Below are 24,219 nucleotides of genomic sequence, written 5' to 3' on the forward strand. Positions count from 1 at the left end.
AATAAACAATGTTATGAAATTACAACAATTGAAATACATAGTAGAAGTACTCAATCATAATTTGAATGTATCTGCCACTGCCGAGAGCTTATATACCTCTCAGCCAGGTATTTCAAAACAAGTACGTATGCTAGAAGATGAATTAGGTGTGCAGATTTTTGGTCGCAGTGGTAAGCACCTCACACATGTCACCAGTGCTGGTAATGAGATAATTAACATTGCCAGAGAGATCCTTTCAAAAGTGGAGGGGATTAAAGCGGTTGCCAATGAGCACACTTTACCGGATCAAGGTAAATTAAATATCGCGACCACTCATACGCAAGCCAGATACGCACTTCCGCCTGTAATCCAAGGGTTTATGCAAAAATACCCAGCAGTATCATTGCATATGCACCAGGGCACACCGCAACAAATTTCCGATGCGGCGGCTAGAGGTGATGCTGATTTCGCAATCGCGACAGAAGCACTTCACCTGTACGGTGATTTGATCATGCTACCTTGTTACCACTGGAACAGAAGCATTGTAGTGACAAAAGACCATCCGCTGGCGCAGCTTGGTAAAAATATTACAGTACAGGATGTGGCTAAATACCCACTGATCACTTACGTGTTTGGTTTTACAGGGCGTTCAGAATTGGATAAGGCGTTTAACGCACATGGTCTAGAACCGCATATTGTATTTACAGCAACAGATGCGGATGTGATTAAAACATACGTTAGGCTTGGCTTAGGCGTGGGCGTATTAGCAACGATGGCTGTTGATGAAGTTGCGGACAAAGATTTAGTCTGTATTGATGCCAGCCATTTATTTGAAGCGAGTAGTACCAAAATTGGCTTTAGAAAAGGCAGTTTTTTACGTGGTTATATGTATGATTTCATAGAGCGATTTGCCCCTCATCTGACAAAAGATGTCGTGGAAAAAGCAAGCCTGATGAGAAATCAAGATGATGTTGATGCTTTGTTTGAGAAAGTGACATTACCAGTAAAATAAAAAGCTATCAGACAGCAGCATAAAAAAACCCAACTTGCGTTGGGTTTTTTTGTATTAGCATTCGATGATATTGACGGCAAGGCCACCGCGAGCAGTTTCCTTATACTTGGTCTTCATATCATTGCCTGTATCTAACATGGTTTTGATAACTTTATCGAGAGAGACTTTTTGCTCACCTGTACCTCTTAATGCCAGCCTTGATGCATTGATTGCTTTTACCGCGCCCATGGCATTGCGTTCAATACAAGGTACTTGAACTAACCCACCAACAGGATCGCAAGTTAGTCCTAGGTTATGCTCCATACCAATTTCCGCAGCATTTTCAACGTGCACAACATTCCCACCCATGATCTCAGTTAGTGCACCAGCAGCCATAGAGCAGGCAACACCGACTTCGCCTTGGCAGCCTACTTCAGCCCCTGATATTGAAGCATTCTTCTTGTAAAGAATACCGATGGCGGCAGCTGTCAGTAAGTACTTAGTTGCAATCTCTTCATCTACTTCTTTGATAAAAGTATGATAGTACATGAGCACAGATGGTAAGATCCCTGCGGCACCGTTAGTTGGTGCGGTAACTACTCGACCGCCCGCAGCATTTTCTTCATTGACCGCAAGTGCAAACAAGTCTACCCAATCCATAGCACGAAGTGGGTCGTTACTGTTTTCAACATTAAGTTTTAGGTATAGGCTGGGCGCTCGACGCTTAACCTTTAGACCGCCGGGCAGGATCCCTTCAGTACGCATACCACGCTCGATACACGCTTTCATTACTTGCCAAATATTAAAAAGCTCTGCTTTTATTTCTTTTTCACTGCGCAATGTTTTTTCATTGGCCATCATAAGTGCCGATACGCTCAGCCCGGTTTCTTTACAAATTTGTAGTAGCTCTTCTGCGGTATCAAATAAGTAAGGTGCAGGGTTTTGCTCACGGATATCAAGTGCAGCTTGTTTTTCGGCTTCAAAATCTTGATCGGTTACAATAAAGCCGCCGCCAATAGAATAATAAATTTGGCTATGTATAAGCTCATCACCGTTATACGCTTGGATTTCCATTGCGTTAGAGTGCTTAGGTAATGTTTTACGGCGATGAAAAACAACCGCTCCTTGTTTTGGAAAGTCGGCTTTATGTTGCTGATCAAGGTAAATAACTTGTTCTTGTTCAATTTTTTCTAGGATTTCTGGAACAAGGTCAGCATCTATCGTTTCAGGATCGTGACCCGCAAGGCCCAAAATAACTGCCTTACCAGAACCATGGCCGATACCTGTTTGTCCCAGTGAGCCAAACAGTTCGACTTTTACAGAAGTGACGTCATCAATCAACTTACTAGCTTGTAAATCTTTGACAAAAAGACGCGAAGCGCGCATTGGTCCAACAGTATGAGAAGACGAAGGTCCTATACCTATGCTGAACATATCGAATGCACTAATCATAAAATTTACTCATCATTGCCTCTGAACGGGCGCACATAATAACGTTAATTATTGCAGAAGTAACCCGTTATTGAGCGGAAAATTGACAAATGTAATAAGATTAAGAAAGTGTGTCAGTGAATTTTTTGATAATACTGGCTGTGGCGCCCCATAAAAGTCCATGTGAAGTCATGAATCCATTGATATTAATGGGCTTGCCGCGATATTTGCATGGATAGCTTTGCCACCGAATAGGGTCCATAAGCGCAGTTAAAGGGATGGTAAATACACGCTCTACTTCGCTACTTTTTTCTGCCCAAGTTGCATATTCCTGAACTCTACCAACAACAGGTGTAATATGAAATCCGCTCAAGGTGCTGTGAATTGGCAACTGGCCAAGTGCAGTAATATCTTTCCTGCACAAGCTAATTTCCTCGTAGGTTTCTCGAAGGGCAGTGTCGATAGCAGAGCGATCACTTTGCTCGACTTTTCCACCGGGAAAACAAATTTGACTTGGGTGAGATCTTAAGCTGGCATCACGCTTACACAGTAAAATATGTGTGCATTGATTGACTTTAATCAATGGCACTAACACTGCACTTTCTACTCCCTGTAAGTTCTTGTCGGGAGTAGGGCTGTGAGCGAGTCTAAAACGGCTTATTACATGTTCAAGCTTCATTGCAATATAGGTAAAATCTTATTGACCTTATGATAAGTTTCTTGATATTCCGCATCTACCTGAGAGTCAGCGACAATGCCGCCGCCAGCCCAGCAGTGTATCTTATTGTTTTCACAGACTAGTGTGCGGATGGTAATGGATGTATCCATATCGCCACAGGCACTGAGATAACCCATAGACCCACAGTACGCGCTTCGGCGATGAGGTTCAAGTTCTTCAATGATTTCCATTGCCCTGATTTTTGGCGCGCCAGTGATTGACCCTCCTGGAAATGCAGCTTCAAGCTGGTCTACGGCACTTTTACCCTTGGCTAATTTACTGGTGACGGTACTAACGAGGTGGTGCACAGCAGGGAAGCTTTCAATTTCAAATAGTTTAGGCACAGACACTGAGCCTGGTTCTGCAACCTTACCGAGGTCGTTACGTAACAGGTCTACGATCATGACATTTTCAGCTCGGTCTTTGCTGCTATTTTGTAATTTATTGGCTTGCGCTAAGTCTAAATGACTGTCAGATAATCGTGGCAAGGTGCCTTTAATTGGCTTCGTTTCTACTTGCTTTTGGCGAACGGATATAAAACGCTCTGGTGAAACTGAAATGATCGCAGCATCTTCTCCTAAATTGAAAAACGCAGAGAATGGCGCTCGGTTTTGCTGCCTTAATTTTTTGTAAGCCGCCCATGGAGAGCCATGATAATCAGCACTGAAGCGTTGCGCGAGATTGATTTGGTAACAATCTCCACTGAGTAGGTAGTCCTGAATACGCTGAAATTTAGTTTGGTATTCTTGTTCTGTCATGTTGGATTGCCAATTGCTCTGCAATTCAAAGCAGTGGGATTTAGTACTTTCGCTTTCTATGAGTAGGAGATAGTCGTTTAGGCGATCGACATGAGGTTGAGATACATAGTACCACTGGTGCTGTTTGTTATCGTAAATCAAGGCATCCATGTAGAGCCCTACGACAGTATCTGGCAAAGGGATATCTGATATTGCATTTTGTGGCAATGATTCAATATAACGCCCTAAGTCATAGCCAAAGTAACCTAACCAGCCACCACAAAACGGCACTGTTTCTATGCGCTCAGGGGATAATTGCTCTAATTCTTGATGTAATATCTCAAAAACGCTTTTACCTTGTGCAATGCCATCTAAGAAGACCTGTCCATTTCTGGCTTCTAATACATGCGCTGGTGAAAAGCTGATGATGTCGTAGCGACTATTTTCGTGTGCAGCGTCACTGGAATCTAGAAGAATAGCGTGATCTTGAGTTGAAATTTTTTCGAAAACTTCAACTGTAGAGAGTGAAATGTCAACGGCAATGCAATTATTCTGTGCATTTATCATTTACTTGACCCTGAAAACTAGCCCGAAACGGGCGAGGAGGTTATCATAATTAGAAATGAATCTATAGAGTAGAGGAGTGATAACTCATAACCACAGCGACTAAATGAATAGTTTTAGTAAAATGGGGGCATAAAATCATTTTGCGTTTAACTAGCATTTGAGTGGTAGGGCCATCATTTTTCCACTTATTAAGAACACACCATTTATAAAGTTAATGGTTACTAAAGGAACCGTCATGAGTATTATCCGTCAACAAGATTTTATTGATAGCATTGAAGATGCATTACAATATATTTCTTTTTACCACCCACTTGATTTTGTTCAAGCACTAGAAAAAGCGTATAACAATGAACAGAGCAAGGCTGCAAAAGACGCCATTGCACAGATCTTAATCAACTCACGCATGTCGGCAGAAGGTAAGCGCCCACTTTGTCAGGATACAGGCATTGTTACCTGTTTCGTTAAAGTTGGTATGGATGTTAAGTGGGATAAGACAGATCTAACTGTGCAACAAATGGTAGACGAAGGTACTCGTCGTGCATACACCAACCCAGATAATCCTCTTCGTGCTTCAATTGTTGCAGATCCTGCTGGCAGCCGTAAGAATACCAAAGACAATACACCGTCTGTTGTGCACGTAGACTTGGTACCTGGTGCTGAAGTTGAAGTGATGATTGCTGCTAAAGGGGGCGGCTCTGAAAATAAAACTAAGATGGCTATGCTTAACCCATCAGATGATGTGGCAGCTTGGGTTGAAAAGACATTACCAACAATGGGCGCTGGTTGGTGTCCACCAGGCATGATCGGTATCGGCATTGGCGGAACAGCAGAGAAGGCCGCTGTCTTAGCGAAAGAATCTTTGATGGATCCAGTGGATATCCATGACCTTCAGGAGCGTGGCGCCGAAACTGCGGAAGAAAAGTTACGTTTAGAGATTTTTGAAAGAGCAAATAAACTCGGTATCGGTGCTCAAGGTCTTGGTGGTTTAACAACAGTTGTTGATGTGAAAATCAAAACTGCGCCTACGCATGCTGCATCAAAGCCAGTAGTAATGATCCCGAACTGTGCCGCTACTCGTCACGTCCATTTCACACTTGATGGATCTGGTCCTGCAGATCTTAAAGCACCAAAACTAGAAGATTGGCCAGAAGTAACGTGGGAAGTGGGCGAAGACACGCGTCGTGTGAATTTAGATACATTGACTAAAGATGACATCCAAGATTGGAAGATGGGTGAAACTGTATTGCTATCCGGTAAAATTTTAACGGGTCGTGATGCTGCTCATAAGCGTCTACAAGAAATGATCAATTCAGGAGAAGGCTTACCGGAAGGTGTCGACTTTACCAATAAGTTTATTTACTACGTTGGCCCTGTTGATGCAGTGGGTGATGAAGTTGTAGGTCCTGCAGGCCCAACTACGTCAACACGTATGGATAAGTTTACTGACTTGATGTTGGAGAAAACAGGCCTTGTTGGCATGATTGGTAAGGCGGAACGAGGCCCTGCAACGGTTGAATCAATCAAGCAAAATAAAGCTGTTTATCTAATGGCTGTGGGTGGTGCTGCATACCTAGTTGCTAAAGCAATTAAGAAGTCTCGCGTTGTCGCGTTTGAAGACTTGGGTATGGAAGCTATCTACGAGTTTGAAGTAGAAGATATGCCAGTAACGGTTGCTGTAGATAGTGAAGGTGCTAATGCGCATACACAAGGCCCTGCTATTTGGAAAGCTAAGATAGAAGAGCTGGATAGCAAACTGAAATAAAAAGCCGGTAAATCAAAAGGGCGGTCAATACCGCCCTACTTTAGAAAGTAATTAACAACATTGCGAGTTGAATGTAATTTTACGGCATCTTGGAGTGTCTGTGACATCTGGCAGTACAATAACCGGTGGCTCAAAACCACCTGCAATGAATTGAGTTCTTTTTTGGTCAATTGCTGAATCCTGCAATGCGAGCGACTTTAGAGATTTTTTTGATAACTTAATTTTCATAATCATTTCCTTTAAAAGTTATAATTTTAATAGTTATTATATTAACTTAACTGTTGGTTAAGCCGTTTTTTTATATCAATATCGTGCAAATATTGTCAATAAAGACTGTTATTTTGTACAGGTGGGTTTTTAACCAGTAATGAATAGCCTAAATTGTTTGTTGCCATACTTCTCCTGCGTCGACACAGATGTATATAGTGTTCTGAGCATGCTGTTCTATGGTGTCGCGACTAAGATCACTTGATTAGTATCTTTTCCAGCTCCTGCAGCCTTTAACTTCACACACCCTGAAAATTGCGAGGGGTATCAATTGATGCACTTCATGATGAATAGTGCATTTGCAAGCTGCGTTACTGAGCTTATCGGCTCTCAAACTGATTATCTGTTAGTAATCTTACTCTGCAGATGAAATGAGGTTGACTTAAAAGTATGTTCATTTCCTATAGCTAATGACGGCATCCAAGGTAGAAAGGTGGGTGGAACGTTGTTGTTATACTTCATTAGTCGAGATACTGTCCTCAAGCGCTTTAATGGCCTAATTAACTCAGGAAAAGCTTATCAGAATGCGTGAGTAGTTAAGGTGTCAATGTGCACACGCAAAGCTCTGCCATGCGTAAAGCAAAAAAACGAAGAATTTGATGTTTTGTAAAACTGATTTCAAAATTTATATTAATTGGGCCTAGCGAGGTTTTTTCTTTGTACAGAAATGGCGATTTAGTAATAAAAAATGGATAGTCATCGGAGTTTTGGTATGTAACTTTTCTAGGTAATATCTTTGTAAACTCAAAAATGTAAATTTATACTTACAAGGGTATCTTGCTTTACGTTTACGTAAACAGAGACTGTAAAAAATTGAGATAATTTTAATTAAAGATGTTTTAAATTTGAGTTTAAATGAATTGTTTAATCAATATTTACTTTTATTTTGGTTTATATATGTACTTTGTTGCGTATGTTAGCTTAGATCATCTCATTTGCTGGATTGCCTAAATAGTTAATGATAGAGTCAGGCGCAATTTCAGCGCTATCTGACTTTGTCAGACAAAAATCGGAGAATAATCAAAGTGGCTGTATTTAACCAAGTTGAATTTGATAACCATGAGCAAGTCGTGTTTTGCTCGGATAAAGAGTCGGGTTTAAAAGCAATTATCGCGGTTCATAGTACTAAACTAGGCCCTGCTGTAGGCGGTTGTCGTCTATGGGACTATGCAGAAGATCAAGATGCAGTGTATGACGTACTTCGCTTATCAAAAGGTATGACATACAAGAATGCCGTTGCGCGTTTGCCATTTGGTGGTGGTAAATCAGTTATCATTGGTGATGCAAAAACAGTTAAATCGGAAGCGCTATTTAGAGCATTTGGCAAGCATTTAGAAAGACTAGGTGGTAGCTACTACTCAGCTGAAGACGTAAACATCACAACTGGTGATGTTATGATGATGCATAAAGAAACAAACTATGTACTTGGCTTAGAAGGCAAAAGTGGTAACCCATCGCCATTTACTGCGCTAGGTACTTTCTTAGGTGTGAAAGCTGCATATCAGCATAAGTTTGGTCATCAAGATTTGTCTGGTGTAAAAGTGTCAGTTCAAGGCCTAGGCGCAGTGGCATATACACTATGTAAATACCTTCACGAAGCTGGTGCAGAGTTATTTGTAACTGATATCAATGAAGAGTCGGTAGCACGTGTGGTAAATGATTTTGGTGCAACAGCGGTTGCTATTGATGAGATTTATGACCTAGATGTCGATGTTTATGCGCCTTGTGCACTGGGCGCGACCATTAACGATGAGACGATTCCGCGCATTAAAGCTTCTATTATTGCTGGTTGTGCCAACAACCAATTAGCAGAGCCAAGACATGGTGATGTATTACGTGAAAAGGGCGTATTGTATGCTCCGGATTATGTGATAAATGCTGGTGGTATTATCAACGTATACTATGAGACTAAGCCTGAAGGCTATGATGAAGCCCTTTCTACAAAACATGTGGAAGGTATCTACGATACGTTGGCTGAGATCTTCAAGCGTTCTGATGTAGAGCAAAAGTCTACGCACATCATAGCGGATGAGCTTGCTCAAGAAATCATAGAAAACGGGCTATAATCTAAATAGATTACAGCTATAATTAAGGGCGTTTTACGCCCTTTTTTATTGCAGTAACCTATGAAAAAAATAGATCTATCTAAGTGGGAACGTGCTGAACACTTTAAATTCTATCAGCATTTTGAAGACCCTAATTTCAATCTTGTCACTTCTGTTGATACCCATACGCTTTATGCAGACGCCAAAGCTGCCAATATTTCTTTTACCGATTGTTATCTCTATTGCTTGAGCCAAGCCCTTCAGTCATGTGACTTTATGCGCTTTCGAATTGTTGACCAGCTACCGATAGATGTTGAAAAAGTAGCGATAAGTAGTACATTTTTAGCTGAGGATAAAACTTTTCGTTTTATTTTGTTAGATAACGCCAACACCATTGATGAGTTTGTCGCAAAAAATAAAGAGAAGAAGCAAAGAGGACTTGGACAGCCACTTTTGAGCGATGACTTTTTATCTTATAGTGGCAATGTTGATTTGGTATTTGTTTCCATTTTACCGTGGTTTGATATAGCTGGATTTAAGCACGCTAGACATAATGGAGATAATTTAGGCATACCTAAGGTTGTTTTTGGAAAATTTAATATAGAAGAAAATCGTTTGCCTGTATCGATAGAGGTACACCACGGTTTAGTTGATGGTTATCATTTATCACTGTTTTTAAATGAGTTTTTTCTGAAGATCATTGCATTATGTGAATACTTGCAAAGTAAAAATAATTTTCAGAGTTGATAATATTGTGTTATATGCAATTCTTTTTTACTGAAAAAATGGTCTAAAGTAATGAATTATAAAGCCAAAAGTGCATATTAGAACGTATTTTCGAGCTGGTTTTGGTTAATTTTCGACTGTAATAAATTGTTAATTAAGTTGCTTTGTGTATGAAAAGTAAGTGATTTAAGTTTTTTTTCTTTGTTTTGTTGTTAATGCAATGTTTTATTTCAATTTATTAAAAGTGGTGATGCAAAATTAGTTTTGAACATGAAGTTGACATGGGCAAATGCATTTAGCATTATTGCACGGTTGATACTTCTAAAAAGGTATCCGGGGTACTCTTCTTTAGTTGAGTGCAAAAATTATAAAAGTAACATTACTTAATTGGTTGGGAACTATGTCTGTTAAAATCAGAAAGAGTCTTGTAGCTTCAGCGTTATTTGGCGCGGCAGCATTTGCAAGCAGCAATGTGATGGCAGATCCTTTGAATGACATACAGAAAGTAGGTCAGCAAACTCAAAAGGCTGCTCAAAAGTCTCAAGAAAAAGTTGATAACATTTACAGTCAGTCAATCGACATGATTGCAGATTATCGTACTACTGTAGATGAAACAGAGCTTCTAAAAGTATACAACGACCACGTTGCACGTTTGGTAGCGGACCAAAATGCAAACATTGAGTCTCTAGAGCGTCAGATCGCAACAGTTGATAAAACTAAGCAAGACGTTGTGCCTTTGATGTATCGCATGATTGATACACTCGAGCAATTCATCAAAGCGGACGTCCCGTTTGATACAGAAAAGCGTTTAGAGCGTGTTGAAAGACTACGCGTAACACTTTCTAACGCAAAAGTAACCACTTCTGAGAAATTCCGTCAAGTACTTGAAGCATACACAGTTGAAACTGCTTACGGTACAGCAATGACAGCTTCTCAAGGTTCACTGGAAATCAACGGTAAGAACATCAATGTTGACTTCGCACGTCTAGGTCGTATTGCATATGTTGCTCAGTCATTCGATCAAAAGAATGCTTGGGTATGGGACAACAGTGCAAAACAGTGGCAATCTCTAGGTGAAGAGTACCTTAAGCCTGTTAAAGACATGATCCGTATCGCACGTGGTCAGGCTGCCCCTGAACTAGTTAAACTTCCTATTTTCGGCGCGGAGTAATAAAACATGAAGAAACTATTTAAAGGTTTTGCAGTTGCTGCAGCATTAACAGTTTCTGCTGGTGCCGCGTTGAATGCACACGCAAACACGGAAGCACTAGATCAGATACTTGAGCAAGTTAAGCAAAACCGTATCTCTGAAGGTAAAATTAACAAAGCGCGTGAGCAAGAGTTCTTGTCTGAACGTGCAGACAAGCAAGCGCTTCTTAACAAAGCTAAGCGTGACCTTGCTGCTGAAAAAGCACGTGGTGAGCGTCTGAACAAGCAGTTTAAGCAAAACGAAGTAACACTTGCAGAGAAAGAGACTGAGCTTGTAAATGCACAGGGTACTCTTGGTGAGATGTTCGGTGTTGTTCGTCGTTCAGCTGCAGATGCTATCGGTTCAATCGAAGCGTCAATCGTAAGTGCTGAAAAGCCAGGACGTGCAGAAGTTCTTCGTTCACTAGCTGCTGCTAAAGAGCTACCTACTACACGTGAACTAGAAGATCTTTGGATTGCATTCCAAACTGAAATGACTGAATCTGCAAAGACGTCTACTTTCGAAGCTGAAGTAGCTGAGCTAAGCGGTGACATCAACGTTAAGTCTGTTACTCGTATCGGTAACTTCAACCTAATCACTCAAGATGGTTATGTTGTATACGATGCAGAGAACAAAGCAATCGTACCTCTAGGTAAGCAGCCTGCTTCAAACGTTGTTTCTACAATTGGTGATCTACTGAACACACCAGCAACTGGTTATGTTCCTTTCGTAGTTGATCCAACTCGTGGCGCTATCCTTCGTCTTAACACGCAAAAAGCAAGTGTTGAAGAGCGTTGGCACCAAGGTGACACAGTAGGTTACATCATCACTGCATTACTAGCACTAGGTGCTCTAATTGCATTGGTACGTTTTGTTGACCTAATGCTTGTTGGTGCGAAGATCAAATCTCAAATCAAGAACGCTAGCAACCCAACTGATAACAACCCACTTGGTCGTATCTTGAAAGTGTACCACGATAACAAGAACCAAGACGTTGAAAACCTTGAGCTTAAACTTGACGAAGCAATTCTACGTGAAACGCCTCGCATCGAAGCTGGTATCAACATCATCAAGATCCTTGCAGCTATCGCACCACTACTAGGTCTACTAGGTACGGTTGTTGGTATGATCTTGACGTTCGAATCAATCACTCTATTCGGTACTGGTGATCCGAAGATCATGGCAGGTAACATCTCTCTAGCACTTGTTACTACAGCGCTTGGTCTAATTGCAGCACTACCATTAATCCTACTTCACGCAATCGTTGCTGGTCGTAGTAAATCAATCCTACACATTCTTGACGAGCAAAGCGCGGGTATCGTTGCTGCGCACGCGGAGAAGGAGAAAGCATAATGCTAGTCCTGGTGGAGACGTGGGAATCTATCAGGGATTTTGTTGCTACAGGCGGCGACGTACTGTTCGTTGTCGCGATGGCACTCTTTCTTATGTGGGTATTAATGATTGAGCGCTATTGGTTCCTACTAGTTGAGTTCCCTAGAATGCATAAGGGGATTGTAACTAAGTGGGATGCCCGCCAAGATACTACATCTTGGTACGCACACAGAATCCGTGAAGCATGGGTTTCTGAAGCGTCTGAAAAATTAGATGAGCGTATGTTGATTATCAAAACATTGGTTGCAATGTGTCCATTAATCGGTCTACTAGGTACAGTAACAGGTATGATTTCAGTTTTTGAAACCATGGCTACACAAGGTACAGGTAATCCGCGTTTGATGGCGTCAGGCATTTCAATGGCAACGATACCAACAATGGCTGGAATGGTTGCGGCACTATCAGGTGTATTCTTTAGCACTCGTCTTGAGGCGAGAGCAAAAATGGCTAAAGAAAAACTAATCGATAGCTTGCCACATCACTAGAGAGAGATATAAATATGGCACGTAAACAGCGTTTTCGTGAGGAAGAAGAAGCAGCAGTAGATATGACGCCGATGCTTGACATCGTATTCATCATGTTGATCTTCTTCATCGTAACTACCTCTTTTGTTAAAGAGGCAGGCATTGAAGTTAAAAAGCCAAAAGCTGCACAGGCTCAAACTAAGAAAAATGCAAACATCTTTATCGCTATCCGTGAAAACGGTGAGATTTGGATGGACAAGCGTCAAGTTGATGTTGAGCGTGTGAGCGCTAACCTTGAGAACCTATTAGCTGAACAACAGACTGAAACAGTCATTATCCAAGCGGATAAAGGCGCTAAGCACGGTGTTGTTGTGAAGGTAATGGACCAAATCAAGGCGACTGATGACGCACTGAAGATTTCAATAGCTGGAGCTAAGTAATGATTCGATTTCTGTTTTCACTTCTAGCAGGTGGGGCAGTAACTTTCGGCTTATTTTTCTTCATGTCTTACCTTATCTCCGGTGGAGCTGAAAGGGCAGACAACCAGAAGGAAGAGATCATAGTCGAGATTATGTCGAATCCGCCTGAATCTGATGTGCAGGAGAGGAAGCGTGTACCGCCTCCACCTCCTCCACCGCCAAAGCAGCCGCCTAAACCGCAGCCGCCACAGCCAGAGACGTCAAATCCTGCTGCTGGTGCAATTGGTTTCAACATGCCTAGCATCAATATTGGTGGTACGGCAGGTGGCTTAAGTGGCCCAGGTGATTTCGGTCGTGATGGTGAAGCAACACCTATCGTTCGTATTGAACCTAAATACCCACCGCAAGCTGCGCGTGATGGTAAAGAAGGCTGGGTACAGCTTGAATTTACAATCAACGAGCTAGGTGGTGTAGAAGATATTAAGATTATCGCAGCTGAACCAAAGCGTATCTTCAACCGCGAAGCGCAACGTGCACTTCGTAAGTGGAAATACAGACCAAAAATTGTTGATGGTAAACCTCAGAAACAATTTGGTATCCAGGTTCAACTTGATTTCAACCTTAACCAGGACTAAGGAGTAAGATATGAAGCAAATGTCAAAAGCAACAGCTCTTGCTCTGATGATGTCACTAGCTGGCGGTGCTCTTAGCACCGCGGCTGTTGCAGCGCCAGATCCAGCAAAGATCGAAGAGCGTAAAAATGCAAAGACTAAAGTCATGGGTGAGCGTGTTGGTAAAAAGGTCATCAAAGCATTTGACCTTTACAACGAAGACAAAGTTGATGAAGCCATCACTTTACTTCTTGAAATCGATGCATCCGACGATTTTGATAAAGCCACTGTTAATCGCTACCTTGGTAACCTATATGCTCAGAAAGAAGAGTATAAAACGGCTATCAAGTATATTCGTCAAGCAGTAGCGCCTGATGTACTTAACTTCAAAGATCATGCGGATCTTATGAAGCTTCTTGGTGACCTGTTGATCGGTACCGAGCAGTACGAAGGAGCTAAAAAAGCTTATTATGACTGGATGGACTTTACCGGCGAACAAGACGCTAAAGTTTACGGTCGTATTGCACAAGCAAACTATGAACTTAAAAAGTTTGCTGATGTAATTGAGCCTGCTGACCAAGCGATTGCCTTAAATAAAGAAGAGCCTAACAAGTCTTACTATATGCTGAAAATTGGTTCGTATTTTGAGCTAAAACAGTATAAGAACGCAGTTAGTGTTGCAGAAACGCTTGTTAAAATCTTCCCTGAAGATAAGCAAGTGTGGACTCAACTTGGTTCTTTCTATATGCAGACAGAGCAGTACCGTAAAGGTCAAACTGTGATGGAAGTTGCATATGACAAAGGCTATTTCGAAAAAGAGAACCACTACAAGATTCTTGGTAGTTACTACTCATTGAATGAGATCCCTTACAAAGCGGCTATTACGTTTGAAAAGGCGATGAAAAACAAGCACATTGAGCGCACAAAGCAAAATGTGACTGCGACGGCAAGTTACTTCCACCAAGCGAAGAACATTGACAAAGCAGCGAAGTACTACGAGGAAGCAGCTAAGTTTGATAATGATGCAGAGCTGTATAGAAAGGCAGGTAGCTTGTTGCTACAGGACCTTCAATATGCAGCTGCTGTTGTTCGTTTAAACAAGGCGCTTGAGCTGGGCTCTAAGAAGAAGGGTACGATCTACTCTGATTTAGCCGAGGCTTATCTTTATCAAGAAAAGTACAAGCAAGCTTATCGTGCGATTACTAAGGCTCAAGAAGACCCTAAGACTCGCAGATTTGCTCGCAGCTGGGCGGCTTTCATAAAAGAAAAAGCACAGCGTAAAGGCATCAGTCTTTAATTTAAAAGCCCCAATAGGGGCTTTTTTATTGTCTACAGAAAAGTTTGATTCAAAACACACCCACAACGCATTTTTTACGTAAACTAGCAAGTTCTGTATTTCTGAGTAAATCTAGCTCTTATCCGGTTGGAATAGAGATATAGCTAAGTTCAAATCTAACAAGTTAAATTTAGGCCATCAGAAAGCCGTTTGTTTGGAGAGAAAATGTCAAAAAGTCGTGTATTTGCCACCATACTATCGAGCATATTTATTTTAAGCGCTTGTAACGAACCTATAGCGCCTGTTAACTTAGCTGAATTTACGCAAAAGCTTCATGCTCTAAACTGGTTTATGCCTGGCTCTCAAGAGTCTGATTTTGACAAGGCAATGCCATATGATGAGGTGTATTTATCACAAAGGCATGCGTTGCTCGATTCAATTAATACACAAGAGTTGTCTCAGTTCGACGCGAGCACAATTATGTATTTAAAAATACAGCAGCGCTATCCCGAGCGTTACTTAAGCTGGCCGGTACAGACTAATGTTCTAGCATTGTCACAAGCCTATTTCTCACCTCAAGAAATTGATACATGGTTACTGAATGTCAAAAGACGATTGGAAGATGGGGCCGAGAGTAATATCTATCTCTCTAGAATCGAAAAAAGCCAATTAATGGATTATTTATCTGACTCAGATCACCAAAGTGATACGGTAAATGCGTTTAAGGCGTTTCTTACACAATATAAAACGCGTTCAGGCATTGGGTTATCTCAACTTCCAAACGGCGCCGAGTGGTATCAAAGTAAGCTAAATTACTATACTAGAACAGTGCAAGCGCCACATGACTTTTTGCGCATATTACAAGACAGTAAAAAGAAAGGCTTGTCGAAAGTCGCTTTTGAATGGCGCTCTGTAGGATATAACAAACCATTTGTGTTGGCTTTTCTCGCAAATGCCTGTCAATACAAATCAGGTTTAAATTGGCGAGACCATTTTATTGATATTCGTGAAACATTTAGTCGTTGTGAATATAAATTAGATAACGATAATCTCTATATTGCCGCCATTGTTGCTGAAGTAGACCTAGGTGTGCATGCATTTTCATGGTCACAGCAACAAGCAATGCATAGGCTACAATCTAAATTATCGCTGGATGAAGCGCAAGCCTATGCTTTACTCAAAAATATCGTATTTTATCCTGCTTCGATATTTGTATTGCTTGAGCAGTTTAAGCCTCTTTAATTTTAGTTACTGGGCAACATTGTGTGCACCTTTGTGTCGCAGGATCTTGCATTAATAAGGCATCTTCGATTTCTTGTTCACAATCGCAACAAAAGCCAAATTGGCCAATATCAATTTGACACAAGGCAGCTTCTAGTTGTACTAACCGTTGATAGCTCGGAAATTGGCTTGGGCATATCTTCTCGTTAATGCTATCAATCCAATCAGACGGTGCCGTATTTTCTAATAACTCCGCTAACGCCAATATAACGGGGTTAGTGTTTGTTTTTAAATCTAGGACAAAGCTTGCTCGTGTACGAGCAAGCTCTTCCCTTAACTTTTCTTGACATTGCTTTAGTAGATTTTCATTCATGGGCAGCTTCTCCTCTGAAGGCCCATTATCTATTGCAGAGTAACTTAGACGTTATGATTTGAATCAAGAGACGGAGATTTTGCGTATTTCTGTAACACGCTAACAACTTCGGACTTGGCTTTTAAGCGTTTAATTTCCTCGAATAAATCGTGTGCTTGAGGATATTGTAATTTTAGGTAACCAAGCCACTGTTTTGTTCTGGCAGAAAAGTATTTCTCACTGACATTCTCATCTTGATGCATAGATGAATGAACAATATGGTATACCACCTCTTGCCATTCAAGTGGTTTGTAATCTTGTTTATTGATATGTGCTTTTATCTTTGCCGCCAAATCAGGGGTAGCAAGGGCACCACGGCCTAACATTAAATCTTCACATTGACTTTGCTGTTGGCACCTAATTGCGTCTTCTACTTGCCATATTTCACCATTAGCAACGACTGGGATGGTGAGTCTTTCAAGTAGAGGAGGGATTTTTTCCCAATACGCAGGAGGACGATAGCCGTCGCGTTTAGTTCTTGCGTGAATAGCTAAGCTAGACGCTCCTGCACTTTGCACTGCGTCAACAATTTCACTGCTATTTGCATCATCATCGAATCCGAGTCGGATTTTCGCGCTTACCACATGCTCGTTAGGCACAGCTTCACGCACTGCCTTGATGATTTGGTAAATTTGTTCTGGCTCTTTGAGTAATACGGCACCGCCTTTACTCTTATTGACTGTTTTTGCAGGACAGCCAAAGTTTAAGTCAACACCATGCGAGCCAAGTTTTACAGCTTTACGTGCGTTGGCTGCGAGTACATGAGGCACTTGGCCTAATAACTGTATTCTGACTGGAGTCCCCGCTCTCGTTAAGCCCCCATTGAGTAATTCAGGACAGTAACGAACAAATACACGTCTAGGCAAAGTTAAGTCAACAACACGAACAAACTCAGTGACACATAGGTCAAAACCACCGATATCTGTGAGTAATTCACGCATTTTAAAGTCGACAACGCCCTCCATTGGGGCCAATATAAGCTTCATCAGTACTGCACCAAATTAAAATTCGGGCTATTCTATATGAGATGGAGCGAATTATTAATATAAATCTTATCTGTTCCTCATACTCTAAGTACCCACTGTGTATGGCTGTACACTCAAAAAAGAAAAACTTTGAAATTTGTTTTCAGGTAACTGGGTCTATTAAATGAACCCGAATTAATGATTGAGAGAAAAATTATGAATACAGTAAAGAAAAATTCCTTAGCGTTAACTTTAAGTGCAGCAGTTGTCAGCTCTGCGGCTTTGGCTTCTGGAGAGGCTTCGGCAAACCCATTTTCTTATGAAGTTATGACATCGGGTTACCAAGTAGATGCGAGTGAAGGCAAGTGTGGCGAAGGTAAGTGCGGCGGTGACGCAAAGAGCAAAGAAGGCAAGTGTGGTGAAGGTAAATGCGGCGGTGCTAAAAGCAAAGAAGGCAAGTGCGGCGAGGGTAAATGTGGCGGCGCAGCAAAAAGTAAAGAAGGTAAGTGTGGCGAAGGTAAATGTGGTGGCGCAGCAAAAAGTAAAGAAGGCAAGTGTGGCGAAGGTAAATGTGGTGGCAGCACTAAAAGCAAAGAAGGTAAATGCGGTGAAGGAAAATGTGGTGGTAGCCACTAATAAATAGTGTCGCGTGGCATTTAGATTAGGAAGTGATAATGAATAAGAGTTTCGGCCATGTCGGACTGGGCCTGCGCAGAGAAATGTTAGATGATATTTTGAATAGCGCGCCTAATATGGTGGATTTTTACGAGGTTGCACCAGAAAATTGGATGACACTGGGTGGGCGGTTTGCTAAGCAGTTTGAGCAGTTAACTGAGCAGCATAATTTTGTTTGTCATGGTTTATCGTTATCACTTGGCTCCTCAGATCCGCTAGATACTCAATTTATTGCTGATTTAAAAACTTTTTTTGAACAGCATAACGTTAAGTGCTATAGCGAGCATCTCAGTTATTGTTCGGGCAATGGGCATATGTATGATTTGATGCCCATCCCGTTTACTGAAGAAGCGGTCATGCATACAGCCAAGCGGATTGCTGAAGTTCAAGAGCGACTTGAGAGGCGCATAGCTGTCGAAAATGTGTCGTATTATGCGGCGCCAGGACAAGAGATGTCTGAGCTTGACTTCACGCTTGCTGTTTTACAAGAGGCAGATTGTGATTTGCTATTGGATATCAATAATATCTATGTAAACTCGATTAATCATGGCTACGATGCCATGTCTTTTCTTGCCGCAATGCCAACAGAACGTATTGCATATGGTCATATTGCGGGCCACTACGAAGAAGCGGAAGATTTATTAGTCGATACTCATGGAGCAGATGTTTGCGACCCTGTTTGGACGTTACTGCAAAAAGCGTATGAGTTACACGGACTGTTTCCAACGTTATTGGAGCGTGACTTTAATATTCCACCTTTAAATATACTGCTCACTGAAGTACAACAAATACATCAAGCTCAAGCTGAGCATCAGAAGCTGCAAAGAGGGATTGCTTAATGTCGTTTAAAGAAGTTCAAGCTGCCTTTGTTGCCCATATTAAAGATCCTGAAAATGCAGTAAAACCCAGCGATATTGAAGATCGCAGAATGAAAATTTACAGAGAGTTGTTTTTTAATAATGTAGAGGGGTTTGTTGCATCAGCGTTTCCTGTATTAAAAAGCCTATATGATGAGAAAAGCTGGATAGCATTAGTCAGGCAGTTTTTTGCTGAGCATGAATGTACAAGTCCTTATTTTTTGGAGATCAGTCAGGAGTTTTTAAAGTATTTGGATCAAGGTTATCGCCCTAAAGAGTCAGATCCGGTATTTATGTTTGAATTAGCACATTATGAATGGGTAGAGCTGAACGTGTCGATTTTGCAGCGTGATAAATATGACTTACTATTTGATGCTGAGCTCGACGAAAATCAACCCTTATTTCTTTCTAGTGTTGCTCAATGTGTGCAGTACAGGTTTCCAGTCCACCAAATTCAAGTTGATTATCAACCAGAGCAACCTCAAGAGGGGTCATATAGCTTTGTCGTGTATCGAGATTTAGAAGAAGAGATCCAGTTTATCGCATTAAATCCAATGACAAGTCTATTGCTGGCGAGCGTTGAGCAGCAACCAGGTATGAGTGTTTCGGAGATTTGTGAGCAAATAGTCCAACAAACTTCTGGTTTTACAGCTACACAATTGGTAGTGGGTGCACTACAAACTTTACAACAGTTCGCTGAAAAAGGAATTGTCGTAGATAAAAGCAGCCGCTCACCTTTATTGATGTCATAAGTTCTACTAAGATGTGAACGCGATTTGTGCTAACGCCTTGAGTCTCTTATTTGGTTTCAAGGCACAAAACTAAGGTTGTCCTCATGTCTAATTCTGAACGTAAAGATCCATTCAAACTTTCCTATTTTCTCGCTTTTCTTGCATGCTTTGTTGGTATCGGATGCTTAAATGCGATCCTTGGCTGGATCTATTTAGGTGGCTAAACTTCTAGATGCGTCTAAGATAACAAATTAGCAAGATTTTATGGGTTACTTATTCACCGAGTTTGGCCCATTTATTGTACCTTTACTCGTTTTTTCTTCGATTTTTTTCCATTCTCGTTTAAAGTCGATCCTTTCTTGTTATAATCACTTTCTTTCTAAAAGAAATCTGAAAAACGAACGATTATGACACAACAAAACTTGTCTTTGATCAAAGATAGCATTGCAACTGTTCCTGACTACCCAAAGCCTGGGATCATGTTCAGAGATGTAACTACATTACTTGCTAACCCAAAAGCATTCCAAGCAACAATCGACGCTTTTGTTGCAGCGTATAAGGACCAAGGATTTGATAAGATTATTGGTACTGAATCCCGCGGGTTTATTTTTGGTGCCCCACTGGCATTGGCGCTTGGTATTCCATTTATCCCTGTGCGTAAACCGGGCAAATTGCCAAGAGAAGTGATCAGTCAGTCTTACCAATTAGAATATGGTGAAGATACATTAGAGCTTCATACTGATGCAGTAGTAGAAGGTGATAAAGTATTGTTGGTTGACGATTTATTGGCAACTGGTGGCACAATTGAAGCGACAGCACAATTGGTATCTCGCTTAGGTGGTCAAGCGACAGATGCAGCTTTTGTTATTTCACTACCTGAGTTAGGCGGTGAAGAGCGAGTTACTGCATTAGGCATTAATATTCTAAAATTAGTAGAGTTCGACGGCGAGTAGTATCAATGAGCTATCAGGTCTTAGCAAGAAAGTGGCGACCCCAGTCATTCCATGAAATGATGGGGCAGGAACATGTAAAACAGGCATTAATAAACGCCTTAAATGAGCAAAGGTTACACCACGCTTATTTGTTTACAGGTACCCGAGGTGTGGGTAAAACGACTATTGCTAGGATCTTCGCGAAAAGTCTAAATTGCGAAGAGGGCATATCATCGACACCTTGTGGTCAATGTAGCACATGTATAGAAATCGAATCAGGTAAGTTTATTGATTTGATTGAGATTGATGCTGCTTCAAGGACAAAAGTTGAGGACACAAGAGAGATCTTAGATAATGTCCAATATGCCCCCACTCGTGGACGCTATAAAGTGTACCTTATTGATGAAGTACACATGCTGTCTAAGCATAGTTTTAATGCTTTGCTTAAAACATTGGAAGAGCCGCCAGAGCACGTCAAGTTTTTACTAGCGACGACCGATCCTCAAAAGCTCCCGATTACAATTTTATCGCGCTGCTTACAGTTTAACCTTAATGCAATGGCAAAAGGCCAAATTGTAGAACAGCTGGCTAAGATACTGCCGCAAGAAAGTTTTCAATTTGAAGATGATGCGCTCAATATTTTGGCAAAAGCTGCCGATGGTAGTATGCGTGATGCGTTGAGTTTAACTGATCAAGCTATTGCGCAGACTAATGGTAATTTGACCGTCACAGCTGTACAACAGATGCTTGGGTTGATGGACAGTAGCCATGCGATGCTATTGATGAGCGCAGTGCTATGTCAAGATGGCAATGCCATGATGGCAGAAGTTGAAAATATCGCACTCAAAAACGGAAACTTTGTCAGTGTAATCGATGATTTAATCTCGCTATTACACGTTATTCAATTGACTCAGTTAGTGCCACAAGCTGCACATATAGGTCAATTTGACCAACAGCAAATTAAAACGCTTGCAGAACAATTATCCCCTCAAACCGCACAGTTGTTATATCAACTACTTTTAAGTGGTAAAAAAGACCTGAGCTGGGCTCCAGATGCAAAACTTGGCTTTGAAATGGTGATGTTGAGATTGCTTGCTTTTGAAGGTACTGATTTTTCACAAGCGAGCATAGCGCCAGTTTCAACTGCTTCAAATCATGGAGAGGTTAAAAAGTCTAAGGCTGGTGCACTGCGCGATATACTGAATAAAAACCAAAAAAAAACAGTTCAAAACGCACCTGAATCGAATTTAGCTAATGCGTCAAATGCAGCTGCGCAAGGTATGCTTCAGCAGTCGCCAGCCGCGATTTCTGAGCAACATGCGCCTCAGCAACCATCTATGCAGACACCGCAGATGCCACCTGAGCAACATGCGCCTCAGCAACCACCACAAGTGGTACCTGAGCAACATTCGCCTCTGCAACCATCTATGCAGACACCGCAGATGGCACCTGAGCAACATGCGCCTCAGCAACCACCTATGCAGACACCGCAGATGGCACCTGAGCAACATGCGCCTCAGCAACCACCTATGCAGACACCGCAAGTGGTACCTGAGCAACATTCGCCTCTGCAACCATCTATGCAGACACCGCAGATGGCACCTGAGCAACATGCGCCTCAACAACCTGAGCCTGCTAACCCCTCTTTACCTGAGAGTGATTCTTCGCAGGCAGACTCAGGCCCATCAGAGTTTGATCAACAGTATAATGATATAATGGCTCAAGCGACTGCGCAGGGCTTTAGTGAATCGGGTTCATCAGAAGGCTTTTCAAATTCTGGCGAGATGTCATCGCCAGGCAATGCTGAGATTGCACCGTCGGCTAGTCAGCTTTATTCGCAAAAGCAAGGCCAAGCGCAATCAGCGATAGCCAAGATCTTACAAAACAGACAAATATCTGGCGCAGGCAAGCTACTGGGCGGCACTGAAGAGCCAAAAAAGCCTGAGGCTAATCAAAGTAGTTTTAACGCTCACAGAACTGCTGTGAATAATCCGAATATGCCTGCACAAACTCAGGCACAGCCTTCTTCTACGACGGCGCAGCCTCAGAGCACAGAACGACCTAATACACATACGGCGTCGACCCATCGTGTACCAGTACCTCGTGCTAAAAAGCCTGAAATCACAGAGCGCTTTAAAAAAGACGAGAGTAAATTAGCACCAGAATTACTCGAGCAGTTATCTCCTGCACCGGCCAAAACAGATGAGCCAGAGCACGTGATTGAAATGCCGATCCCCGAGAATTTTACCAGTCCAATTAGTAGCTTGAAATTTGCTTATGAGAAAGATGACTGGGCAAACTTGATAGAAAAAATGGGATTGAGTGGCCGTGTTAGGCAGTTTGCTTTGCATGCCATGTTTGAAAAGCAGGGTAATACATGTGTTTTGAAGGCTGAACAGAGCCAACAACATTTAGACTCACCTATGTTAAGGGATAAATTGCAGCAATCATTTACACTTGCTTTGAACGAGCCGGTGGAGTTGCAAATGGAGTTTGTTGAACAGGTGCAATTAACGCCATTTTTAATTCAACAAGATATTGATCAAAAACGGTATTTAGAAGCCGTTGACGCAGTAAACTCAGATCCCATAATTCAGACTATGGTGGTTGAGTTTGACGCGGTAGTAAATGAAAAATCGGTAAAGGCATTGTAATTGACAGCAATAGACTTTATCTTTGAGCCAATTAAATTATTGAAGTAAGAGAGTACACTATGTTTAAAGGTGGAATGGGCAATATCATGAAGCAAGCTCAGCAAATGCAAGAGCGCATGGAAAAAGCCCAAGAAGAAATCAAAAGCTTAGAAGTAACTGGTGAAGCAGGTGCTGGTCTTGTGAAAGTAACTATGCTTGGTAGCCACAACGTTCGTCGTGTAGAAATTGATGAAAGCCTAATGGAAGACGACAAAGACATGATCGAAGACTTACTAGCCGCTGCAGTAAACGATGCTGTTCGCCGTGTAGGTGAAGAGACACAAAAGCGTATGTCTGATGTAACTGGCGGAATGCAAATGCCACCAGGCTTCAAAATGCCTTTCTAATTAGAAGCTAACTAACTTCTAACTAAATCTTTAGCGGCTTTTATTTGTCAGTTGCAAATTATGAAGACTTCTTCTTCAAGCCGCTATATTATTCCAATGACATCAGGCAGTAAGATAAATTGGAATGCGCATCTCAAATATTCTTTTTCCAAGAAATTTTAAATATGTACTTTATGCATCTTTGACAATGATTGTCGTGATGTTGGTCAGTTCGTTTGGAGTGCCTGTTGAAAGACTGGGTATTATTCCTCTTAGTCAATATCATATTTCAGGTATTGCGACAGCACCTTTTGTACATGACTCTTGGTCTCACTTAGGTGGAAACTTAGTTGGCTTAATTATTTGTGGCTACTTAGCTAGTTGTTTACCCGGTTTTAAGATAGCCAGTGTAGCGATCATTTCTCTAACGGGCATACTTGTTTGGTTGTTTGCGGGTGGTGGTAATCATATTGGCGCTTCAGGCGTTGTAATGGGCTACTATGGTTTTATGATTGGTTTTGCTGTTTTCAAAAGAAATTTGCTGAGTGTAATCAGCTTAATTTTATTAGCCGCGGCTACCTATTACGCAAATATAAACTTGCTTGCTACATTATTTGACTTCTCGGAAAATATTAGCAGTGAGAGTCATTTATTTGGTTTTGCCAGTGGTGTGGTCACAGCTTATTTTTTGAGGTTTAAAAAACAAAAAAGCACTCACCAGACAAAGCGTTCGAGTAAAGAATAAACACTCAATGATGATTTTTGAACGCTTGATAGTGACTGTACTGTGATACCTTTCAATCAAGCGCGTGATGTCTTATTATCGCGCTTTA

General features: G+C 41.5%; 24 protein-coding genes. 18 read left to right on the forward strand and 6 right to left on the reverse strand.

Annotated features, from left to right (window positions below; genetic code table 11):
- The first annotated feature begins 13 nt into the window (after window positions 1-13).
- Window positions 14-991, forward strand: coding sequence for an HTH-type transcriptional regulator CysB (gene cysB / locus AC2CZC_RS12220; RefSeq protein WP_063362022.1), 978 nt, complete (start codon window positions 14-16; stop codon window positions 989-991).
- 54 nt (window positions 992-1,045) lie between these two features.
- Here cysB and AC2CZC_RS12225 read toward each other — a convergent pair whose 3' ends face one another.
- From AC2CZC_RS12225 to pabB, 3 genes are all read right to left on the reverse strand, one after another.
- Complete coding sequence (locus AC2CZC_RS12225) at window positions 1,046-2,422, reverse strand: L-serine ammonia-lyase (RefSeq protein WP_211037189.1); 1,377 nt, start codon at window positions 2,420-2,422, stop codon at window positions 1,046-1,048.
- Between the two features lie 100 nt (window positions 2,423-2,522).
- Entirely contained in the window at window positions 2,523-3,080 is a 558-nt protein-coding gene (locus AC2CZC_RS12230) for a CoA pyrophosphatase (protein WP_484581987.1), read from the reverse strand.
- The gene (gene pabB / locus AC2CZC_RS12235) at window positions 3,077-4,423 is read right to left on the reverse strand and encodes an aminodeoxychorismate synthase component I (RefSeq protein WP_484581988.1); all 1,347 of its coding nucleotides are present in this window, start codon (window positions 4,421-4,423) and stop codon (window positions 3,077-3,079) included. Before pabB ends, AC2CZC_RS12230 begins: the two co-directional genes overlap by 4 nt.
- Window positions 4,424-4,658: 235 nt before the next feature.
- Here pabB and AC2CZC_RS12240 point away from each other — a divergent pair, with 235 nt between their 5' ends.
- A complete protein-coding gene (locus AC2CZC_RS12240; RefSeq protein WP_211037187.1) occupies window positions 4,659-6,185 on the forward strand; it encodes a fumarate hydratase in 1,527 nt (508 codons plus the stop codon).
- Window positions 6,186-6,236: 51 nt separating this feature from the next.
- Here the strand turns inward: AC2CZC_RS12240 and AC2CZC_RS12245 are convergent, their stop codons facing one another.
- Complete coding sequence (locus AC2CZC_RS12245) at window positions 6,237-6,413, reverse strand: hypothetical protein (protein WP_155731972.1); 177 nt, start codon at window positions 6,411-6,413, stop codon at window positions 6,237-6,239.
- Window positions 6,414-7,477: 1,064 nt separating this feature from the next.
- Here AC2CZC_RS12245 and AC2CZC_RS12250 point away from each other — a divergent pair.
- The 9 genes from AC2CZC_RS12250 to AC2CZC_RS12290 all read left to right on the forward strand — a co-directional run bounded on the left by AC2CZC_RS12250 (window position 7,478) and on the right by AC2CZC_RS12290 (window position 15,816).
- Window positions 7,478-8,518: a Leu/Phe/Val dehydrogenase gene (locus tag AC2CZC_RS12250; protein ID WP_484581989.1), complete on the forward strand. Its 1,041-nt coding sequence runs from the start codon at window positions 7,478-7,480 to the stop codon at window positions 8,516-8,518.
- 60 nt (window positions 8,519-8,578) lie between these two features.
- Window positions 8,579-9,244: a CatA-like O-acetyltransferase gene (locus tag AC2CZC_RS12255; protein ID WP_484581990.1), complete on the forward strand. Its 666-nt coding sequence runs from the start codon at window positions 8,579-8,581 to the stop codon at window positions 9,242-9,244.
- A gap of 379 nt (window positions 9,245-9,623) precedes the next feature.
- Window positions 9,624-10,394: a DUF3450 domain-containing protein gene (locus AC2CZC_RS12260; protein WP_063362015.1), complete on the forward strand. Its 771-nt coding sequence runs from the start codon at window positions 9,624-9,626 to the stop codon at window positions 10,392-10,394.
- A gap of 6 nt (window positions 10,395-10,400) precedes the next feature.
- Complete coding sequence (locus AC2CZC_RS12265; RefSeq protein ID WP_484581991.1) at window positions 10,401-11,765, forward strand: MotA/TolQ/ExbB proton channel family protein; 1,365 nt, start codon at window positions 10,401-10,403, stop codon at window positions 11,763-11,765.
- Window positions 11,765-12,289, forward strand: a complete 525-nt coding sequence (locus AC2CZC_RS12270; protein ID WP_237138993.1) for a MotA/TolQ/ExbB proton channel family protein — start codon at window positions 11,765-11,767, stop codon at window positions 12,287-12,289. Before AC2CZC_RS12265 ends, AC2CZC_RS12270 begins: the two co-directional genes overlap by 1 nt.
- Before the next feature lie 14 nt (window positions 12,290-12,303).
- Window positions 12,304-12,708 carry an ExbD/TolR family protein gene (locus AC2CZC_RS12275; protein WP_063362012.1) on the forward strand — a complete coding sequence of 135 codons (405 nt, stop codon included), beginning with the start codon at window positions 12,304-12,306 and terminating at the stop codon, window positions 12,706-12,708.
- The gene (locus AC2CZC_RS12280; protein ID WP_484581992.1) at window positions 12,708-13,322 is read left to right on the forward strand and encodes an energy transducer TonB; all 615 of its coding nucleotides are present in this window, start codon (window positions 12,708-12,710) and stop codon (window positions 13,320-13,322) included. Before AC2CZC_RS12275 ends, AC2CZC_RS12280 begins: the two co-directional genes overlap by 1 nt.
- A gap of 10 nt (window positions 13,323-13,332) precedes the next feature.
- Complete coding sequence (locus AC2CZC_RS12285) at window positions 13,333-14,595, forward strand: tetratricopeptide repeat protein (protein WP_484581993.1); 1,263 nt, start codon at window positions 13,333-13,335, stop codon at window positions 14,593-14,595.
- Between the two features lie 204 nt (window positions 14,596-14,799).
- Window positions 14,800-15,816, forward strand: coding sequence for a hypothetical protein (locus tag AC2CZC_RS12290; protein WP_484581994.1), 1,017 nt, complete (start codon window positions 14,800-14,802; stop codon window positions 15,814-15,816).
- On the opposite strand, the gene AC2CZC_RS12295 is transcribed toward AC2CZC_RS12290, so the two are convergent.
- Both AC2CZC_RS12295 and AC2CZC_RS12300 read right to left on the reverse strand, forming a co-directional pair.
- Window positions 15,803-16,168, reverse strand: a complete 366-nt coding sequence (locus AC2CZC_RS12295) for a hypothetical protein (RefSeq protein ID WP_063362009.1) — start codon at window positions 16,166-16,168, stop codon at window positions 15,803-15,805. The genes AC2CZC_RS12290 and AC2CZC_RS12295 overlap by 14 nt on opposite strands.
- Window positions 16,169-16,212: 44 nt before the next feature.
- Entirely contained in the window at window positions 16,213-17,193 is a 981-nt protein-coding gene (locus AC2CZC_RS12300) for a tRNA-dihydrouridine synthase (protein ID WP_484581995.1), read from the reverse strand.
- Between the two features lie 195 nt (window positions 17,194-17,388).
- Here AC2CZC_RS12300 and AC2CZC_RS12305 point away from each other — a divergent pair, with 195 nt between their 5' ends.
- The 7 genes from AC2CZC_RS12305 (at window position 17,389) to AC2CZC_RS12335 (ending at window position 24,131) form a co-directional block, all read left to right on the forward strand.
- Window positions 17,389-17,808, forward strand: a complete 420-nt coding sequence (locus AC2CZC_RS12305; protein ID WP_063362034.1) for an HvfA family oxazolone/thioamide-modified RiPP metallophore — start codon at window positions 17,389-17,391, stop codon at window positions 17,806-17,808.
- Between the two features lie 38 nt (window positions 17,809-17,846).
- The gene (locus tag AC2CZC_RS12310; RefSeq protein ID WP_484581996.1) at window positions 17,847-18,686 is read left to right on the forward strand and encodes an HvfB family MNIO-type RiPP peptide maturase; all 840 of its coding nucleotides are present in this window, start codon (window positions 17,847-17,849) and stop codon (window positions 18,684-18,686) included.
- Window positions 18,686-19,456 (forward strand): HvfC family RiPP maturation protein, encoded by a 771-nt coding sequence (locus AC2CZC_RS12315; protein ID WP_484581997.1) that lies wholly within the window; start codon window positions 18,686-18,688, stop codon window positions 19,454-19,456. Before AC2CZC_RS12310 ends, AC2CZC_RS12315 begins: the two co-directional genes overlap by 1 nt.
- A gap of 386 nt (window positions 19,457-19,842) precedes the next feature.
- Window positions 19,843-20,388, forward strand: a complete 546-nt coding sequence (gene apt / locus AC2CZC_RS12320) for an adenine phosphoribosyltransferase (protein WP_063362005.1) — start codon at window positions 19,843-19,845, stop codon at window positions 20,386-20,388.
- A 5-nt stretch (window positions 20,389-20,393) separates the two neighbouring features.
- Window positions 20,394-23,021: a DNA polymerase III subunit gamma/tau gene (dnaX, locus tag AC2CZC_RS12325; protein ID WP_484581998.1), complete on the forward strand. Its 2,628-nt coding sequence runs from the start codon at window positions 20,394-20,396 to the stop codon at window positions 23,019-23,021.
- Window positions 23,022-23,080: 59 nt separating this feature from the next.
- A complete protein-coding gene (locus tag AC2CZC_RS12330; RefSeq protein WP_039607771.1) occupies window positions 23,081-23,407 on the forward strand; it encodes a YbaB/EbfC family nucleoid-associated protein in 327 nt (108 codons plus the stop codon).
- A gap of 124 nt (window positions 23,408-23,531) precedes the next feature.
- Entirely contained in the window at window positions 23,532-24,131 is a 600-nt protein-coding gene (locus AC2CZC_RS12335; protein ID WP_484581999.1) for a rhomboid family intramembrane serine protease, read from the forward strand.
- The last annotated feature ends 88 nt before the right edge of the window (window positions 24,132-24,219 follow it).

This window comes from Pseudoalteromonas sp. MMG033, from assembly GCF_057197785.1.

Coding starts and splice junctions, on each gene's coding strand:
- pabB (WP_484581988.1), bottom strand. CDS start 4,423: ATGATAAATGCACAGAATAATTGCATTGCCGTTGACATTTCACTCTCT.
- AC2CZC_RS12335 (WP_484581999.1), top strand. CDS start 23,532: ATGCGCATCTCAAATATTCTTTTTCCAAGAAATTTTAAATATGTACTT.
- dnaX (WP_484581998.1), top strand. CDS start 20,394: ATGAGCTATCAGGTCTTAGCAAGAAAGTGGCGACCCCAGTCATTCCAT.
- AC2CZC_RS12310 (WP_484581996.1), top strand. CDS start 17,847: ATGAATAAGAGTTTCGGCCATGTCGGACTGGGCCTGCGCAGAGAAATG.
- AC2CZC_RS12285 (WP_484581993.1), top strand. CDS start 13,333: ATGAAGCAAATGTCAAAAGCAACAGCTCTTGCTCTGATGATGTCACTA.
- AC2CZC_RS12255 (WP_484581990.1), top strand. CDS start 8,579: ATGAAAAAAATAGATCTATCTAAGTGGGAACGTGCTGAACACTTTAAA.
- AC2CZC_RS12280 (WP_484581992.1), top strand. CDS start 12,708: ATGATTCGATTTCTGTTTTCACTTCTAGCAGGTGGGGCAGTAACTTTC.
- cysB (WP_063362022.1), top strand. CDS start 14: ATGAAATTACAACAATTGAAATACATAGTAGAAGTACTCAATCATAAT.
- AC2CZC_RS12225 (WP_211037189.1), bottom strand. CDS start 2,422: ATGATTAGTGCATTCGATATGTTCAGCATAGGTATAGGACCTTCGTCT.
- AC2CZC_RS12265 (WP_484581991.1), top strand. CDS start 10,401: ATGAAGAAACTATTTAAAGGTTTTGCAGTTGCTGCAGCATTAACAGTT.
- AC2CZC_RS12305 (WP_063362034.1), top strand. CDS start 17,389: ATGAATACAGTAAAGAAAAATTCCTTAGCGTTAACTTTAAGTGCAGCA.
- AC2CZC_RS12270 (WP_237138993.1), top strand. CDS start 11,765: ATGCTAGTCCTGGTGGAGACGTGGGAATCTATCAGGGATTTTGTTGCT.
- AC2CZC_RS12315 (WP_484581997.1), top strand. CDS start 18,686: ATGTCGTTTAAAGAAGTTCAAGCTGCCTTTGTTGCCCATATTAAAGAT.
- AC2CZC_RS12300 (WP_484581995.1), bottom strand. CDS start 17,193: ATGAAGCTTATATTGGCCCCAATGGAGGGCGTTGTCGACTTTAAAATG.
- AC2CZC_RS12240 (WP_211037187.1), top strand. CDS start 4,659: ATGAGTATTATCCGTCAACAAGATTTTATTGATAGCATTGAAGATGCA.
- AC2CZC_RS12290 (WP_484581994.1), top strand. CDS start 14,800: ATGTCAAAAAGTCGTGTATTTGCCACCATACTATCGAGCATATTTATT.
- AC2CZC_RS12295 (WP_063362009.1), bottom strand. CDS start 16,168: ATGAATGAAAATCTACTAAAGCAATGTCAAGAAAAGTTAAGGGAAGAG.
- AC2CZC_RS12230 (WP_484581987.1), bottom strand. CDS start 3,080: ATGAAGCTTGAACATGTAATAAGCCGTTTTAGACTCGCTCACAGCCCT.
- AC2CZC_RS12330 (WP_039607771.1), top strand. CDS start 23,081: ATGTTTAAAGGTGGAATGGGCAATATCATGAAGCAAGCTCAGCAAATG.
- AC2CZC_RS12245 (WP_155731972.1), bottom strand. CDS start 6,413: ATGAAAATTAAGTTATCAAAAAAATCTCTAAAGTCGCTCGCATTGCAG.
- apt (WP_063362005.1), top strand. CDS start 19,843: ATGACACAACAAAACTTGTCTTTGATCAAAGATAGCATTGCAACTGTT.
- AC2CZC_RS12260 (WP_063362015.1), top strand. CDS start 9,624: ATGTCTGTTAAAATCAGAAAGAGTCTTGTAGCTTCAGCGTTATTTGGC.
- AC2CZC_RS12275 (WP_063362012.1), top strand. CDS start 12,304: ATGGCACGTAAACAGCGTTTTCGTGAGGAAGAAGAAGCAGCAGTAGAT.